The organism is Paraburkholderia sp. MM6662-R1 (assembly GCF_050436245.1).
GTDB classification, from domain to species: Bacteria; Pseudomonadota; Gammaproteobacteria; order Burkholderiales; family Burkholderiaceae; genus Paraburkholderia; species Paraburkholderia tuberum.
Genome location: NZ_JBNDLV010000003.1, coordinates 1,164,974 through 1,181,875 on the forward strand (window position 1 = coordinate 1,164,974; position 16,902 = coordinate 1,181,875).

Here is a 16,902-nt window from a genome sequence, read left to right on the forward strand (position 1 = left end):
CTCAGAAAGTGAGTTGGGAAGTCGGTGTCGTCGGGACAATATCCCTCACGGGGTCTTTGTCGAACCCGTAAAACGAGTGCGGGGTTGAGCACAGGATTGCCTCGACAATCGCGGGCGCAAGATGTAAGTCCAGCAACGCGGTAAGCGTCTGGCTGTAGGCCGTCGCATGTTCAAACTGCGTGTGTGGCCAGTCGCTACCCCACATCAGACGTTCGGCGCCAAATGCGTCTATGAGTTGGTCCGTGGCATCGCGCATGAAACTCGAGTCCGGCTCCGAGCACCGATAGGCGCCCGAAATCTTGACCCACACGCGGCCAGATGGGCCAAACTCCAACAGGTCGTTGAAGCCCGGGTCGCGTGTGCCGCTGTCCGGGTCAGGGCGGCCAAAATGGTCAACGACGACTGGCAAGCCCACATCCAGCAAAGTGTTGACGAGCGGCGCCAGGTCCGACGCCTCCCTGTGCAACTCAACATGCCAGCCTAGTTTTGATAACTGCCGCCAAAGCGTTACATATGGCGCCGAGCCCAGCTTGGGGAGCGTCTGTCCGACAAGGTTGAGACGCACGCCCGTCACACCCTGACAGTTCAGTCGCTGCAGGTCGTCTTCTGAAATTTCGGGGGACACGACTGCTACACCTCGCAGCCGGCTAATGTCGCTGGTCAGCGCCTGTAAAAGATGGCTGTTATCGGTGCCGAGAAAGCTGGGCTGGACAAGGACGGCATTGCCAATATCGTTCTCGTCCAGAAGCTTCCGGTAGGCGTCCAGCGTTGCGTCATAGTCGGGTGCGTAGCGCCGTCCGTCCGCCAGCGGCAGAGTCCTGGCAAACACGTGCGCGTGCGTGTCAACGCGCGGCAGCCGTGGCCGCGCGATGGATGGGGCCTGAGTCATCGCTGGCTCCGGTGATGGTCAAGCGCTAATTCGGCGTCGGCGACCAGTTGTGAAGCCTGCTCGACGCCGGACGGCCGCAAGCGCTTGCCGCGCGTTTCGGGAAGCAACAACACGGCAACCATCGCCAGCCCGTACGCAATTGCGGCATCGATACCAATCGCTGCTCCCAGCGACATCGAATGACTCATGTACCCGACCAGCACCGGGAAACCCGCCGAGGCGATGCGACCGAAGTTGTAGCAAAAGCCGACGCCTGTCCCGCGCATGTCCGCAGGATAGAGTTCGTTGAAAAGTGCGCCCAGGCTGGCCGGGATGCCGGCGGCGAAAAAGCCTAGCGGGAAGCCCAGAACAAGCATCTGCGTGTTGCTCAAGGGAAGCATCACGTAGGCGAGCACGGTGACGATGCAAGAAAATGCAAAGAATGCGATGTTGCGACGCCGTCCGATACGGTCGAGCAGGTAAGCGCTCGCCATACAGCCGCACCAGAAAGCCACGATAACAACCGCAAGATACCCACCGGTGTTGAGGACCGACAGATGTCTTTCCTTGGAGAGGAAGGTCGGCAGCCAGGTCATGATGGCGTAGTACCCGCCGTGTGCGCCTGTGCCCAGAATCGCCCCGATAACGGTGGTCTTGATGACGCGCGGCTGGAATACTTGCGCGATTTGCCCCCACACAGAAACCGCTGGTTCAGCGCGAGACGGCTCAACGCGCACAGGTTCGCGGAGATTGCGGCGGACGTAAAGGACGAGAAGCGCGGGCAGCAGGCCAGCACCGAACATGACACGCCACGCCGTGTCTGACGGCAACCACGAAAAAGCTGCGGCATACAACAGCACTGCGCCGGCCCAGCCGACAGCCCAGGCGCTCTGTACCGCGCCCATGGCCTTGCCGCGGTGTTCCGTCCGGATGGTCTCAGCCATCAAACACGGCGCCTGCAGCCCACTCTCCGCCGAACCCGAACCCTTGCAGGGCCTTCAGGACCAGTAGTTGAGGAAAACTCTGGGCGAAGGCACAAAGGAAAGTGAATCCTGCAAACCAGAGAATCGTAATCTGCAGCGTCCGCACCCGACCAATCCTGTCGGACAAGGCGCCCGCCAGCCAGCCGCCCATCGCCGATGACACCAGTGTCACGCCGCTGATCGCGCCCGCCTGCGTGTGGTCGATGCCGTACGCTGCGATGATTGCGGGGATTGCCAGGGTAAACATCTGCACATCAAGGGCATCGAGGCCCCAACCCGCGAAACATCCCCAGAAGGTGTTTCGTTCGAGAGGTGTGCCTTGCTTGTACCAGGTGAACATCGCCGTCTCCAGGGTAAATTCATATATTCATGTATATGACTATATGTTTAGTTTAGGCGCTTCGACGAAGAAGTCATTGGGGATTTACCCTTGTTCCGGCAGATGTTGTACAGTGACTATTCCTGTGAACAACTATATGAATCATGGATATGCAGTCGTTCTCGGCCAGGCCAGACAGTCGATTGCCCCGATACCAGCAGCTACGCGATGACCTGGTGCGCCGCATCGCGGAGGGCGAATGGGCGCCAGAAAAGGCAATCGACACAGAGGCGGAGCTCAGCCTGTTTTATAACGTGTCGACCGGCACACTTCGGAAAGCCATTGATTTGCTGGTGGCCGACGGGGTGCTCACCCGCACCCAGGGAAAGGGGACCTTTGTCCGGCGCCCGCGCTTTGATTCGTCGTTGTTCCGCTTCTTCCGATTCAAGTCAGCTGACGGGAAGCCGGTCCGACCGACGGCGAAGGTGCTCAGCCGCGAGGTCGTCAAGCCAAACGAGACGATTCGCTCAACCTTGCAGATGAAGGCGACGGAGAAGGCTGTTCATCTCTCGCGGGTACGATTGATTGACGGACAACCCGTTTTGTCGGAAGAAATATGGCTACCTCGAAGCCGTTTCGAAGCGCTGGCGACTCTGCCCCTTGGTGGCTTCGAGGATTTGCTTTATCCGCTTTACGAGCGGCTTTGCCGCCAAATCGTCGCATCCGCAACCGAGATTCTGAACGTCGAACAGGCGACGGACGCTGATGCGGCGCTCCTGCATATCGCCGTCGGCAGCCCGGTAATCCTTGTGCACCGTGTGGCATCCGATTTCGCCGGGACGCCTATTGAATGGCGCACCACGCGTGGTGCTGCTGCAGCGTTCCAGTATCAGGTCGATATTCGCTGACAACGCGACTTCCTCGCCGCGTTTGGTGCTGTCATAGGGACCGACAACGCGAACTGACTTTCTGTCACCCGGCAGGTCGCATTTTTCCTGCGACTTTCAGGCTCTACACCTCGTTCGCCGAATACATCACTGGTCGCCAGTTGCGGCCGCAGCTCGCTTGCGTGCGCTCGTCCGGGTTATACCTCATTGCAGCCCGACCTCAAACATACAAACATATACATGACTATATCAATCTGCTTGTTTTCGTCTGACTGACCGTTTTCGAAACGCCAGTCGAGCGGCAGCGGGCATGGAACTTGGAGCGAACATGTCTACGTCCGTAACACGTGAGCAGCAGGTAATGAAGAAAATGGCATGGCGGCTGATGCCGCTGCTGATTGTCATGTTTCTCATCGCATTCATCGACCGGCAGAACGTCGGCTTCGCGAAACTGGAAATGGTTCAGGCACTCGGCATGACGGAAGCCGCGTATGGCCTTGGAGCATCGCTGTTTTTCATTGGCTACCTGCTGTTCGAGGTGCCCAGCACACTGGCGCTACATCGGTTTGGGGCCCGGACGTGGCTCGCTCGCATCATGATTACGTGGGGCGTCGTTACAGTGCTAATGGCGTTCACCAGGTCCCTGCCAGCTTTTTACTCGTTTCGGTTTGCGCTGGGTGTTGCTGAAGCCGGGTTTTATCCAGGCGTCATTTACTACCTGACGCAGTGGTTTCCTCAAAGCTACCGGACACGTGTGCTTGGCCTTTTTACCCTCGGCAGTTCGCTGGCAAACATGCTTGGCGCGCTGGTCGGAGGGCTGCTCCTTTCCTTGGGCGGAACACTGGGACTGGCGGGTTGGCAATGGGTCTTCCTTGCCACCGGTCTTCCGGCAATACTGATTGCCTTCGTAGCGCTTAAATATCTACCGAGCTCCGTCGAGGAAGCGAACTTCCTTTCTCAGGATGAGAAGGACATTGTGGCCGCAGCGCTTGTGCGCGAAGCGTCCCCGGAAGCAAAGGAGTCCCGGCCATGGGCGGCATTGCTTGACCCGAAGGTTCTCATGTTCGCAGCAACCTACATGCTGATGTCGACGTCGCTCTACGGCGTGACGTACTGGCTGCCCACGTTGGTTAAGAGCTGGGGCGTTTCGTCGAGCGTCAATGGCCTGCTTAACATGATTCCGTGGGCACTCGCGGCTCTTCTCCTGCTTTGGCTTCCCGGGAAGCTCAAACGTGAACAGGTGGTGTTAAAAGCGATGGCCATAGTCGCCGGCATCGGCGTCGTATGCTTTGCATCGAGCCTCGTGTTGCCGACTGTATCGTTGCGCTTTATTGCTCTGTGTCTGGGCGGAGCTTGTATTCCCCTGCTGTACCCTTGCTTCTGGTCGCTCCCACCACGCTTCTTTTCTGGCGCTCGAGCCGCCGCAAGTGTCGCTGCCATCAACTGCATTGGAAACCTTGGAGGGTTCTTCGGACAGAACCTCATGCCGTACGTTGGCAAGGTAACCAACAGTCATGTAGCACCAATGCTCGTTCCGACTGCATGCCTGTTAGCTCTCGCAATCGGTACCATCATTGCGTGGACAGTCGGTGGGCATCGCAAGGCGGCGCTTGCGTCATCAACGGTTCCGCTTTGATGCGGGCCATGACACCCCCAAGCTATTTGCACAGACGCAATGTACCCTCATTTGAGCCGCATGTTCGATTGATTGCAGACTGAGCGCGGTTCAACTTCGCGATGGTTTGAAGCCATCCGGCCCGGCTGGGGGTGCCGTTCCGGAGCAAGGCTCGAATCGACCGCTCATAGCCCTTTGCGCATCAGATAATCATGTGGATCTATACTGGGGCACCTGGAGGCTTCGATGGCTAATCAAGACAGACTGCATCCGCTACGTCCGCTCCTGAAGAATTGGGTTTGGGAGCATGGCCGAATCGGTACCCGATATCTGGACTGCACCGATGGCGAAATCAAGTTTGACGAAGGCAAGAAGTCGCGCTTCGCGGCCGAAGAATACATTCACGTGCCGCTCGATAAGGATGCTGACGACGATGCGCCTGTGGAAGGTCCTGCGATCCAGGAAGCGGGGCTCGCCCGGTTTTTGAGGGCAGCGCAGTTAGGCAGGCCCGAGGAGGCCGGCACTATCGTGGAGGTCCAGCGCGCAGTGCAGGACTGCATGGAACTCGGCCTGTTCAGCGCATATCAGTTGAGCGCCCAGCAGGCCGCCGCACGCTATGCGCAAGAACCCATGTTCGAGGATGAAATCCGCGCTGCGGTTGTCGACGATATCCGACGTATCTACGCGGGCATGCGCGAGCAATTGGCGCTGTACGATTTCAGTGTGCTTTACGGCTTGCCCACGCCCCTGCTCATCAGCGAGGCGCCGTTCATCGACTGGCGCGTGCGCGCTAGTCCGGCCCTTCCGTTTGTCTCGCTTCCTCTTGGGCCATACTGCCTGCTGGTGGGTGCGCCGTCGGGCAGGAGCAGCCGAATTGGCCCCGTGGTCTGGAAGTCCGCCGCGGCAATGGGCCCGTTGAAGGACCACAACCGCCAAATCGCGGAGCACGCACGGTTGTGGCTGGTGGCGACCACGGATGACCAACTCGTCGCGGTACAAAGCCGCTTTGCTGATGCCAGGAGCCCCAAGCCAGAGGATGCGAGGCCCTGACTGAAGTCGGCGGGAAACGCGTTGAATCGTTCGTGCTTCTGGAGACGATTTACGGACGTCCGCTCCCTGAAGCCACGAGTGTCACGCTCGGTCGATATCCGCGCGGCCTTCATAAGCAGCGCAATACACCCGCGAGCAGGGGTCGGCCCCGTCAAGCCCCCCGTCGCGCGTGCCAGCCTCTGAAAGTCGCGATCGCGTATCCTGGCAGGTCAGTCCTTAGCCCACGCCGCAGCCATGGCGACGGCAAAGCCCCGATAGGATCTCGGTTGCCGTCCCAGCAGCGTCGCCAGACGCTCGACGTCCGCGCTGGACGCGACCGCGCCGTCCTGCTGATACCGGCCCATCATGAGCCGCATGTCGTATGCGAGCCAGGCAGGAGCAACCGACTTGAGGCGCTGCTCAAGGACGTCGAGATCGTCGCCACCGTAGCGGACGGGACGTCCCAGCGCCTCGGCCCAGATCGAAACCACGGTCTGCGCATTGATCACGTCAGGACCGACGAGTTCGTACGTCTCGCCCGGCAGCGGGTTTGAGCCACGCTCGCGGCGCAGCAGTTCGCGCGCGGCAGCCTCGCCGATATCACGGACGTCGACCATGGAAATGCCTTTCGCGCCAATTGGCATGCCGTAGACCCCGTGCGAAAGCAGCGGGTCTTTCTGCCGGACGTCGTTCTGGATGAAATACGCGGGGCGCAGCACTGTCACCGGCAGGTCGAGGTGTTCGATCATGCGCTCGACCGTATGTTTGCCGGTGAAGTGCGGCACGTCGACGTATTCGGCGCCCTTGAACACCGACAGATAAACCACGCCTTTCACACCCGCTTCCCGTGCGACGCTCAGGGTCTGCGCCATTCGGCCAAGGGACTTCGAAAGACGATTCCTAAGTCGAGGCAGATTATTTTTCAAGCGCCGTGTTAGGCGGCTTAGACTTCGATTGCCATGCTGATCTATGACGCCTTCGGTCAATTCGTCCCCTGTGCTTCTCGTCATGCAATTGCTTCTTCAACGGAGATTCTCCGTCAGCACGTCGGATATCTATCTAGTCCGGACAGATTCCCCAATTTCTGGCGCATGCGTTCGATGTAGTCGTTAGCACCGCTGAAACCCTCGGCGTTCAGTGCGCTGGTCGACGCCATCAACGATGAAGCCACCAGCTTCTACAAAAGTACGGCTTCGTGCCGCTTACCGATGAACCGCTCACGCTGTTCCTGCCGGTAACGGGCCGCATCGGCGAACCCGCAAGCCGCGACGATGCCGCTCGCGGCGTGTTACCAGGCCGGGCGGTTGAAAGCGCCCGGCCACCCGGCTGATCGCCAATCAACCTCCTTTGTAGGCCGAATGATCCGAGGCCCACTGGGTCGGTGCCCCCGAAGCGGCCGAGCCCGATTTCACGCCACCGTAGCCACTGGGCGCCTGCTGCTGCGCCGCCACGCTCGCCAGCGTAGCCTGGATGTGCGCCGGGTAGTGCGCGTCACCGTGGTTGCGGCCGTAGCCCGCCTGCTGCAGTTGGACGAGTTCTGCGCGCACCTGCTCGCGCGTCAGGGGACCGTTGTTGTGAGCGGACGCAACCGTGGGCAGAGCGAGGACCGACACGAGCGCGAGAACGGGGATGAATGCTTTAGCCACGATGAATCTCCAATTGCGAGCGTCAGAAACAGAAAACACTGGGTTAGCGAAACAACGACCGCCGGGGCGGAAGCCTGAGTGCCAAGTCGTTGAAGTCAGTTTATCTGTTTACTATCAACTTACACGTACATTTCGCCCCAACTGTTTGTTTCCGCGTCTGCAACGTCACCAGGCGTCTATCCGCACAAAAACGCCTGAACGGAATGGCGGTTAGCAGTTCGACATCAAGTTTGACGGGTTAATGCCGTATACAAACATCATGTGTGATTTGTTTATCAATCGTGTGTTGGCGCTTGCGCTGCTCGCTTCCTTCTTCTTGCGCCTTGCGCACGCCTCGTCATCGGCTTCCCATTTAATTTACCCATGTTCAATAACCTAAGTATCCGTGTCCGCCTGGCGCTGGCGATGGCTTTTCTCGCCGTGCTGCTGGTCCTTGGCGGCGTCATGGGCATCGCCAGCGTGTCGATGTGCAACAACGATTTGAAGGAGCTGTATTCCAGCCGGCTGGCTTCTTCCGAGGCGCTCGGTCGGGCAAACGTAGCACTATCGAGGACGCGCCTCTGGCTGCTTCTCATCGCGCTTGATCCGGCCAGTCCGGACGTACCCCAACGAGTGCAGATCGCCCGGGATCTGCTCGCTGAGTCGAAGCAGGCGTGGGACGCGTATCGCGCGCTGCCGTTCTCCGGACCCGAGGAGGCGAGCCGCGCGGCCGACGTGAACGCGAAGCGCGACGCGTACGTCGCAAATGGCCTGGAACCGATGTTCAGCGCGATCGCCGCCCACGATACGGCGAAGCTCACCGATGTCGCCGTGCACACACCGCAGTCGCTGTTCAGCGATTTCACCGGCGGCACATATTCACTGGGCCAGATGCAGATCACGGCTGCCCGCGCGACGTTTGAGACCTCGCAGGCCCGCTTCCACGGGTTCATCGGCGTAGCCCTCGCCGGTATGCTGATGGCGCTCGGTGCGGCGGCACTGGCCTGGTGGTCGCTGCAGCGCGCGATCGGCACGCCCCTTGCCCAGGCACTGGGCCATTTCAGGGCGATTGCCGATGGTGACCTGACCTCGCGCGTCGAGGTTCGCACGCGCGACGAGATGGGGCAGTTGATGACCGGCCTGCAGGCGATGCAAAGCAAACTGGTTCAGACGATCAGTGTCGTGCGAGACGGTTCCCGGTCGATCGATACCGCCGCACAGGAGATATCGGCCGGCAACCTGGACTTGTCGCAACGGACCGAAGAGCAGGCCGCCTCGCTGGAGGAAACTGCCTCGTCCATGGAGGAGCTGACGTCGACGGTCCGCCAGAACGCCGACAACGCGAAGCAGGCAACCGCGCTGGCCAGTACGACGTCGGGTATCGCGCAACGCGGCGGGGAAGTGATCGGACGCGTGGTCGAGACGATGCACGGGATCTCCGACAGCTCAGCCAAGGTGGCCGAGATCATCAGCGTGATTGAAGGCATCGCGTTCCAGACCAACATCCTCGCGCTCAATGCCGCGGTCGAGGCGGCCCGCGCCGGCGAACAGGGGCGGGGTTTTGCCGTCGTGGCCGGGGAGGTCCGCACGCTCGCTCAGCGCAGCGCCACGGCGGCCAAAGAGATTAAGGAGTTGATCGGCGAATCGGTAACTCGGGTAGATGCCGGCTCGAAGCTCGTCGAGGAAGCTGGCAGCACGATTAATGAAATTGTTCGGTCGGTGCAGCGCGTGACCGACATCATGAGCGAGATCGCGGCAGCATCGGAAGAACAGAGCACCGGCATCGGGCAGGTCAATACGGCCGTCACGCAGATGGACGAGGCGACCCAGCAAAACGCCGCGCTGGTCGAGGAAGCCTCGGCCGCGGCGCAGTCGCTGGCCCAGCAGGCCCAAGCGTTGCGTGACGCAGTGGCAGTCTTCAAGGTTGCCGACCGGGACGCCTCCGCGTCACGCGTGATGGCTCCGCGGAGCGAACCGCGTCGGCCGGCACCGAAGGCTCGCGCGTCACGTCCTCCAGCGTTGAAAAAGCTGGAGACGGCGGCCCTGGTTACCGCAGACACGACCACACTGGTTGCGACCGGCAGCAGTCCGGAGCACTGGCAGGCATTCTGAGCGGATCTGAAAATTGGACAATGCGAACGACGCGCTTCACCGAATGTGCAAACTCGTGACCGCCAACACGAGGGAAATGAGCGTGCTTGGCGCGCGGGCGATGGTTCTCGGCACGTTTCTTGATGCAGCCTCACCACACCTGACGACGCAGCAGCGCGCCAAGGTCGCCACGTCATTCCGGCAGGGCATTGAAGAAGCCATGTCCCTGATGGACGACGTGCCCCTGCCCGCGGAATATCATTCGGCGATGCTCGAACTCACCAATGTCATCCTCGCCATACTCGGCCCAAGCCGGGCCTCGCCCCTTTGAGCGAGCCGGAACGGCCGCTTTTGAATGGGATGAAGACGTTCTGAAAAATTCGCTGAAGGGGTGATCTGCTGGGTCGCCTCGAAACACTATGGCCCAGGCAATCCGCAATCTTCGACGACACCTCCGGTGAGGGATGAACTCTTCGTCGTTTGCGCTTGATCAGGCGCCGAACAGATCGAGTCGCGCGGGCGCTTCGGTCAGGGAGTTGAAAAAGCACCCGCTACTTAAGGTCTTCGGAAGGAAACGCGGTGAGAAAATCAAAATCGCACCCTGCCGCGGCAGAGAGCACGTGATCGTGATAGAGCCGCTGGTAACCGCGCGCATACATCCCTTGCGCCGGACGAATCTCAGCGGCACGACGCGCCAGCTCGACCTCGTCGACCAGTAGATCGATCCGCTTGTCCCGCGCCGAGAGCCGGACCCGATCGCCGTTGCGCACCACTGCCAGCGGGCCACCGAGCGCCGCTTCTGGCGTCACGTGAAGCACGATGGTCCCGTACGCCGTGCCCGACATGCGCGCATCGGAAATCCTCACCATGTCCTTCACCCCCGCCCGTGCAAGTTTCTGCGGGATCGGCAGATAGCCGGCCTCGGGCATGCCTGAAGCACTGCGCGGCCCCGCGTTCTGCAATACGAGAATGTCGTCCGCGCGAACGTCCAGACTGGGGTCGTCGATGCGCGCGGCCAGATCTTCGAGCGAGGTAAATACTACGGCACGCCCTTCGTGTTCGAGCAGTTCGGGAGTAGCGGCGGCGCGCTTCAGAACCGCACCGCCGGGCGCCAGACTCCCGTTCAGAACAATCAGCCCGCCATCGGGACTGACCGGTTTCTCCGTCGAGCGGATCACGGCCGTATCGATCGGATCGGCAAGCGGCCTGTTCAAACGCTCCTCGAGACTCTGCCCGGCGATATCGCGACAAGTCAGATTGAGTTGGGGCATCAGTCCGCGCAGAACGCCCTCCAGCCCGCCGGCTGCATGGAAATCCTCCATGTAACCGTTGCCTACCGGCTTGAGATCCACGAGTACGGGCGTTTCATCAGACAGCCGGTTGAACTCGTCGTAATCGATCTTCAGTCCGATACGACCGGCAATCGCCGCCAGATGAATCACGGCGTTGGTCGAACCGGAGACCGCGAGCAGCACGCGCAAGGCATTGCGCACCGACGCAGGCGTCACGATCTCGGCCGGTTTCGGTCCGCCATTGAGGGCCATGCGCGCAACCAGTGCTCCGGTTTCTTCGCAATTGCGCAGACGATCCGCGTGCACGGCCGGAATCGCCGCCGAACCGGGCAGCATCATGCCCAGCGTTTCCGCGATCAGCGCCATGGTCGACGCCGTGCCCATGACCGCACACGTTCCCGCCGTGACCGCCAGACGCCCCTCCACTTGCCTGATCTCCTGCGGCGAGACTTTCCCCGCGCGGAAATTCGACCAGAAGCGCCGGCAGTCCGTGCACGCGCCAAGCCGCTCGCCGCGATGTCGCCCGGTCATCATCGGACCGGCCACCACCATTGCGGCGGGCCGCTCCGCGGAGATCGCGCCCATCAACATCGCCGGCACGGTTTTGTCGCATCCGCCGAGCATCACCACTGCATCCATCGGCTGGGCACGAATCATTTCCTCGACGGCCATCGCCATCAGATTGCGATAGACCAGCGAAGTCGGCGAAAGGAAGACCTCGCCAAGCGACATCACCGGAAATACGATCGGCAATGCGCCCGCCGCGAGCACGCCGCGTTCGACCGCCTTGATCATTTCGGGAAAGTGGCGATGGCAGTTATTGAAACCGCTCTCCGAGGTGCAGATCCCGACGATCGGCTTGTCGAGCGATTCGCCGGTGTAGCCCATCGAATTGGCAAACGACCGGCGCAGATAGCGCGCGAAATCTTGATCACCGTAGTTCGTCAGGCCATTGTCGAGGCCACGCGGTTTTTGATTCATTTCCAGTTCCTTACGATCAGCGATGCAGCGCGGATATAGCGAAAGAAAACGTCAGATGAAACCAGGAGCGAGGCGGCCTCCGACCTCGATAAGTCTAAACGACGCCTATCATCCAGATACCGCCCGGCGCCGCACGCGTGACGGGATGGGCGGGGACTCACGCACTGAACGTGTTCGACGGTCGATCCCGGTTTGGGAGGTCACATGTCATCGCTACGCGCAAACGATCTGCTCCATTCGAAGGAAGGGTTCCGTCTGCATGGCCAGGACCTCGACTGCTGGCGCCGCTGGGGGCCTTATCTGAGCGACCGGCAGTGGGGCACCGTTCGCGAAGACTACAGCGACTACGGAACCGCATGGGAGTATTTCCCCCACGAGCATGCGCGCAGCCGCATGTACCGCTGGGGCGAGGACGGCATTGCCGGATTCGGCAACGACCCACTCGACTGGTGCGTGTCGCTCGCGCTCTGGAACGGGCGCGACCCCATCCTGAAGGAGCGGCTGTTTGGCTTGACCAATGCGCAGGGCAATCACGGCGAGGACGTGAAGGAGCTTTACTTCTACGTCGATGGCACGCCGACGCACTCGTACATGAAGATGCTGTACAAATACCCCCACGATGCGTACCCGTATCAGGACCTGATCGAGGAAAACGGCCGGCGCGGCGCCGATCAGCCCGAATACGAAATCCTCGATACGGGCGTGTTCGACAACGATCGCTATTTCGACGTCTGGATCGAGTACGCGAAGCACACACCCGACGACATCGTGATGCGCGTAACCGTCGAAAATCGCGCGGATCAGCACGCGCCACTCCATGTGCTGCCGCTCTTCTGGGCGCGCAACCGCTGGGCGTGGTCAGGCAAGCCCGGCAAGCCGTCGCTCACGCTCGAGCCGGAGTCCGCCGAGGGCGCGCGCGTGATCGCGCACAATCCCGCGCTGGGCACGATGATCGTCACGGCCTCGGCGCCGCAGCCGATCGAATGGCTGTTCTGCGAAAACGAAACCAACGTCCGCCGCCTTTTCGGCATCGCCGGCGCAGGCCCGTTCAAGGATGGCTTCAACGATTACCTCGTCGATGGCGACGAGCACGCAATACGCCGCGACGCGGGCACCCGCGCCGCCGCGCATGTGGCCCTGTCGCTCGCGCCGCACGAGCGCGCGGTGCTGTATCTGCGCTGGCGTCCGGCGGCACTACCGGGCATTACGCGCGACGACGTGCCGCTCGACTTCGAAGCGCTGTTCGCGCGCCGGATCGCGGAGGCCGATGAGTTTTACGCCGCGCTCCAGCACGACATCAGCGACGCCGATGCGCGGCTCGTGCAACGCCAGGCGCTCGCCGGCATGCTATGGACGAAGCAGTATTACCAGTTCGACGTGACGCGCTGGCACGACGGCGACCCCGGTCAGCCGAAGCCGCCGAAAGGACGCCGGCACGGGCGCAACGCCGACTGGCGGCATATGTGCAACGGCGACGTCGTATCGATGCCGGACAAGTGGGAGTACCCGTGGTACGCGTCGTGGGATCTCGCGTTTCATGCGGCCGCGTTCGCGATGGTGGACCCCGACTTCGCGAAGAAACAGCTGCTGTTGCTCGTGAAGGAACGGTACATGCATCCGAACGGGCAGTTGCCCGCCTACGAATGGGCATTCGGCGACGCGAATCCGCCCGTTCATGCATGGGCGACGTGGCGCGTGTACGAACTCGACCGCGAAGTCACGGGCGTCGGTGACCACAAGTTTCTCGAGGTGATGTTCCACAAGTTGCTGCTGAACTTTTCGTGGTGGGTCAACCGCAAGGATGCAGAGGACCGCAACATCTTCCAGGGCGGCTTTCTCGGGCTAGACAACGTCGGCATCTTCGACCGCTCTTCCCCGCTGCCGACGGGCGGCCGCATCGACCAGGCGGACGGCACCGCCTGGATGGCCTCGTATGCGCTCGACCTGATGCAGATCGGACTCGAGCTCGCGATGACGAACAACGCGTACGTCGAAATCGCGGTGAAGTTTTTCGAGCATTTCCTGTATATCGCAGAAGCCGTCGGTTGCAGCGAAGGTTGCAGAACTGGGCTATGGGACGGACACGACGAATTCTTTTATGACGTACTGCATCTTCCAGACGGAACCCGTGTGCCGATGCGCGTTCGCTCGATCGTCGGCCTGATTCCGTTGTTCGCCGTGCATGTGCTCGAAGAACGCATATACGGCCACCTGCCGGGCCTGCGAGAACGGCTCGCGTGGTTTCTCGATCACCGGCCCAATCTGGCCAAACTCGTATCGCGTTGGACCGAACCCGGCAAAGGCAACACCACGCTGCTCTCGCTACTGCGCGGATACCGGATGACGGCACTGCTGCGCCGCGCGCTCGACGAAGACGAATTTCTGTCCGATCACGGCGTGCGCGCGCTGTCACGCGTGCATCGCGATACACCGTACGAGTTCGATCATGGCGGCGCGCATGTCTGCATCGCGTATCAGCCGGCCGAATCGGATTCGCGCGTATTCGGCGGCAATTCGAACTGGCGCGGGCCCGTGTGGATGCCCGTCAACTATCTGCTGATCGAATCGCTGTATGAATTCCATCGCTACTACGGCGACGAATTCCGCATCGAATATCCAACGGGATCGGGCAACCGGTGCTCGCTCAGCGAGATCGCCGACGGTCTCGCGCGGCGTGTCACTACCCTCTTTCTCAAGGACGAGCACGGCGTGCGGCCCGTGATGGCAGCTTATCCGCAGTTGCAGGCCGACCCGCGCTCGTCTGATCTCGTGCTGTTCCACGAGTACTTTCACGGCGACAGCGGACGTGGCGTCGGCGCTTCGCACCAGACCGGCTGGAGTGGTCTCGTCGCGCTGCTGCTTCAGCCGCGTCTGATGAAGCTGGCCCACGTGGCGGCCGATGTCACTGCCGAAAACGCGCCGGCAGGCGCGCCCGTCGTCGAAGACGCGCTGCCCGCGATGGCGCGATAGACAGGCATCGAAAATCCGCAATCGATCGAGACGCGATTCCCGAAACTCTATGTCCTCGACCTATCGGACCAAAGTCTGATTGACCGACCTGAAGGTCACGTGCATCGTCAAAGGCGAACCGCGAACGTTTCGGCCTCCGCTGCCGCATGAATCGTAGGAAGAGCGCAAACATGGACTGGAACCGCTGGTACAGCTTGAAGAGTTACCTCAGATCTTCCCTGTGGACGGTACCGCTCGTCGCGGTGGCGATCTATGCCGTGGTAAAGCCGCTCACTGAAATGCTGGGAAGGTGGCTGATCGGACACGACATTCTCGATCCGAAAACCGGCCTTTTTGCGCTGTCCATGACTGGAGCGCGGTCACTTGTCGGCGACATCGTTTCCGCTGACCTGGCGTTTCTGGTGTTTACCTTCGGTTCGCTGCTCGTCGCAATCCAGGTCGCTGGCGGTCAATATACCCCGCGGATCATCGCGACGACCTTGCTGCGCGATAACGTGATCCGCAGCATCTCGGGATTGTTCGTATTCACGCTTCTGTTCGCCAACAGAACCCTGGGCTGGATGGGTGATAGCGAGGTGCACCAGCTTCAGGTATTCATTGCAGCGCTATTCGGATTCGCGTCTGTCGTCGCATTCCTTTTCCTGATTGATTATGCGGCGAAATGCCTGCGTCCAGTAAGCCTCGTGGCTCGGGTTGGGGAGCATGGGATCGCGGTCATCGAAAGCGTCTATCCCGACCCCGCGACGGGCCGGACCACCCCGCCGAGACTTGGCCACGAGCGAGGCGTCCCGGGCCGCATTGTTCGCCATAGCGGTACATCCGGCATCGTTCTGGCCGTGAATCTCGAAAGACTTGTTGCCAAGGCGAGGCACACTAACTCGGTTATCGAATTCGTGCCGCAAGTCGGCGACTTTGTCGCGGTGGACGAACCCTTGTTTTACTTGTACGGAGACTCTGACGCAATCGATGAAAACCGGCTGCGTACACTGGTTGCTTTCGGGACTGAACGCACGATGGAACAGGATCCTATGTTCGCGTTTCGCATCCTTGTTGATATTGCGCTGAAAGCGTTGTCGGCTGCGATCAACGATCCAACTACGGCCGTGTTGGCCATCGATCAGTTGCAGCGGCTATTGCGTGTCGTCGGAAAACGGTCTTTGTACTCCGAAGAGATAACGGATAAGTCCGGACTTGGGCGCGTCATCTATCGAACGCCGAACTGGGAAGATTTCGTGCATATCAGTTTCCGCGAGATACGTCAGTACGGCGCGGGCAGCATTCAGATCGCGCGGCGTCAGCGCGCGGCGATAGAGAATCTCCTTCAGTGCTTGCCGGAGCATCGTCACGACGCCTTGCGTGTCGAGCTGACCCTGCTGGACCGTGCGATCGGCTCGAAGCATCCATTTCCGGAGGACCTGGCGCTGGCCCGTATCCCCGACTCGCAAGGGCTTGGAGGCTCGGAAAGCTCGACAGCAAGGCAACCCGTCCTTTGAGAGGCAAACCATGCGAAAACTCATCATGGGCATCGTTGAATTCCGGGAGAAAATGCTGCCGCAATACGTGCAGCAGTTCAGCAAACTCGCGCTCGCGCAGACACCTGATGCGCTCTTCATAACGTGCTCGGACAGCCGGGTCGTGCCGGATCTGCTTGCATCGACCCATCCCGGCGATCTCTTTACGATGCGCAACGTGGGCAATCTGATACCACCGGCGACTGCGGAGGGCGTCTCTACCGGAGATCTTTCCGAGGCAAGCGCGATCGAATATGCCGTGCTGGTGTTGAAAGTCGCGAATATTGTCGTGTGTGGACATTCGGAGTGCGGCGCGATGAAGGCCGTATTCTCCAGGCACGCCAAGCTGAAATCACCAAACCTCGATAAATGGCTATGCCACGCCAACAACGCAGCGTTTCGCCTTGAACAGGAAGGTCCGCTCGACGACAGCTTGAAAGCGCACGATCAATTGTCGCAACTTAACGTACTCGTGCAACTCGAGCACCTGATGACCTACCCGATCGTCCGCCAGCAGGTCACTGCCGGGGCACTCGTATTGAGCGGCTGGTGGTTCGACATCGCGACGGGCGCCATGTATGCCTATGAGCGCACGAGCCGCTCATTCGCAGTCATCGATCGCACAATGGCTGATCGGATGATTGCGCGCCTTACCGCACGGGCGAGGTGACGGGTTGCGAAGTCCGCGACGGGACCGGCATGTCGCTAGCGACCAATGCAATCCCTGTGTC

At 60.8% G+C, this 16,902-nt stretch carries 12 protein-coding genes and 1 pseudogene; 8 read left to right on the forward strand and 5 right to left on the reverse strand.

Annotation, left to right across the window (positions count from 1 at the left end; translation table 11 throughout):
* Window position 1: 1 nt before the first annotated feature.
* Together OKW39_RS28300 and OKW39_RS28305 are read right to left on the reverse strand one after the other, a co-directional pair.
* On the reverse strand, window positions 2-889 hold the full coding sequence (locus tag OKW39_RS28300) for an amidohydrolase family protein (protein ID WP_429564136.1): 888 nt from the start codon (window positions 887-889) through the stop codon (window positions 2-4).
* Window positions 886-2,191, reverse strand: a pseudogene (locus OKW39_RS28305) (MFS transporter). The gene OKW39_RS28300 and the pseudogene OKW39_RS28305 overlap by 4 nt, the downstream one beginning before the upstream one ends.
* Before the next feature lie 143 nt (window positions 2,192-2,334).
* Here OKW39_RS28305 and OKW39_RS28310 point away from each other — a divergent pair.
* From OKW39_RS28310 to OKW39_RS28320, 3 genes are all read left to right on the forward strand, one after another.
* Window positions 2,335-3,078, forward strand: a complete 744-nt coding sequence (locus OKW39_RS28310; RefSeq protein WP_429360008.1) for a GntR family transcriptional regulator — start codon at window positions 2,335-2,337, stop codon at window positions 3,076-3,078.
* Between the two features lie 307 nt (window positions 3,079-3,385).
* The gene (locus tag OKW39_RS28315; RefSeq protein ID WP_429564137.1) at window positions 3,386-4,693 is read left to right on the forward strand and encodes an MFS transporter; all 1,308 of its coding nucleotides are present in this window, start codon (window positions 3,386-3,388) and stop codon (window positions 4,691-4,693) included.
* A 225-nt stretch (window positions 4,694-4,918) separates the two neighbouring features.
* Window positions 4,919-5,722, forward strand: coding sequence for a hypothetical protein (locus OKW39_RS28320; RefSeq protein WP_429349080.1), 804 nt, complete (start codon window positions 4,919-4,921; stop codon window positions 5,720-5,722).
* A 209-nt stretch (window positions 5,723-5,931) separates the two neighbouring features.
* On the opposite strand, the gene OKW39_RS28325 is transcribed toward OKW39_RS28320, so the two are convergent.
* The gene (locus tag OKW39_RS28325) at window positions 5,932-6,573 is read right to left on the reverse strand and encodes an NmrA family NAD(P)-binding protein (RefSeq protein ID WP_429564138.1); all 642 of its coding nucleotides are present in this window, start codon (window positions 6,571-6,573) and stop codon (window positions 5,932-5,934) included.
* A 465-nt stretch (window positions 6,574-7,038) separates the two neighbouring features.
* The gene (locus OKW39_RS28330) at window positions 7,039-7,347 is read right to left on the reverse strand and encodes a DUF4148 domain-containing protein (protein ID WP_090811061.1); all 309 of its coding nucleotides are present in this window, start codon (window positions 7,345-7,347) and stop codon (window positions 7,039-7,041) included.
* A gap of 363 nt (window positions 7,348-7,710) precedes the next feature.
* Here OKW39_RS28330 and OKW39_RS28335 point away from each other — a divergent pair, with 363 nt between their 5' ends.
* Entirely contained in the window at window positions 7,711-9,438 is a 1,728-nt protein-coding gene (locus OKW39_RS28335; RefSeq protein WP_429564139.1) for a methyl-accepting chemotaxis protein, read from the forward strand.
* Between the two features lie 13 nt (window positions 9,439-9,451).
* Complete coding sequence (locus tag OKW39_RS28340) at window positions 9,452-9,748, forward strand: hypothetical protein (RefSeq protein ID WP_090811057.1); 297 nt, start codon at window positions 9,452-9,454, stop codon at window positions 9,746-9,748.
* A gap of 220 nt (window positions 9,749-9,968) precedes the next feature.
* Here the strand turns inward: OKW39_RS28340 and OKW39_RS28345 are convergent, their stop codons facing one another.
* A complete protein-coding gene (locus OKW39_RS28345; RefSeq protein ID WP_429564140.1) occupies window positions 9,969-11,690 on the reverse strand; it encodes a dihydroxy-acid dehydratase in 1,722 nt (573 codons plus the stop codon).
* Between the two features lie 204 nt (window positions 11,691-11,894).
* On the opposite strand from OKW39_RS28345, the gene OKW39_RS28350 reads away from it, so the two are divergent.
* The 3 genes from OKW39_RS28350 (at window position 11,895) to OKW39_RS28360 (ending at window position 16,841) form a co-directional block, all read left to right on the forward strand.
* On the forward strand, window positions 11,895-14,660 hold the full coding sequence (locus tag OKW39_RS28350; RefSeq protein WP_429564141.1) for an MGH1-like glycoside hydrolase domain-containing protein: 2,766 nt from the start codon (window positions 11,895-11,897) through the stop codon (window positions 14,658-14,660).
* 170 nt (window positions 14,661-14,830) lie between these two features.
* Window positions 14,831-16,153: a DUF2254 domain-containing protein gene (locus OKW39_RS28355; RefSeq protein WP_429564142.1), complete on the forward strand. Its 1,323-nt coding sequence runs from the start codon at window positions 14,831-14,833 to the stop codon at window positions 16,151-16,153.
* Window positions 16,154-16,163: 10 nt separating this feature from the next.
* Window positions 16,164-16,841, forward strand: a complete 678-nt coding sequence (locus OKW39_RS28360) for a carbonic anhydrase (protein ID WP_090811049.1) — start codon at window positions 16,164-16,166, stop codon at window positions 16,839-16,841.
* Window positions 16,842-16,902 lie beyond the last annotated feature (61 nt).

Coding starts and splice junctions, on each gene's coding strand:
- OKW39_RS28300 (WP_429564136.1), bottom strand. CDS start 889: ATGACTCAGGCCCCATCCATCGCGCGGCCACGGCTGCCGCGCGTTGAC.
- OKW39_RS28310 (WP_429360008.1), top strand. CDS start 2,335: ATGGATATGCAGTCGTTCTCGGCCAGGCCAGACAGTCGATTGCCCCGA.
- OKW39_RS28315 (WP_429564137.1), top strand. CDS start 3,386: ATGTCTACGTCCGTAACACGTGAGCAGCAGGTAATGAAGAAAATGGCA.
- OKW39_RS28320 (WP_429349080.1), top strand. CDS start 4,919: ATGGCTAATCAAGACAGACTGCATCCGCTACGTCCGCTCCTGAAGAAT.
- OKW39_RS28325 (WP_429564138.1), bottom strand. CDS start 6,573: ATGGCGCAGACCCTGAGCGTCGCACGGGAAGCGGGTGTGAAAGGCGTG.
- OKW39_RS28335 (WP_429564139.1), top strand. CDS start 7,711: ATGTTCAATAACCTAAGTATCCGTGTCCGCCTGGCGCTGGCGATGGCT.
- OKW39_RS28345 (WP_429564140.1), bottom strand. CDS start 11,690: ATGAATCAAAAACCGCGTGGCCTCGACAATGGCCTGACGAACTACGGT.
- OKW39_RS28350 (WP_429564141.1), top strand. CDS start 11,895: ATGTCATCGCTACGCGCAAACGATCTGCTCCATTCGAAGGAAGGGTTC.
- OKW39_RS28355 (WP_429564142.1), top strand. CDS start 14,831: ATGGACTGGAACCGCTGGTACAGCTTGAAGAGTTACCTCAGATCTTCC.
- OKW39_RS28360 (WP_090811049.1), top strand. CDS start 16,164: ATGCGAAAACTCATCATGGGCATCGTTGAATTCCGGGAGAAAATGCTG.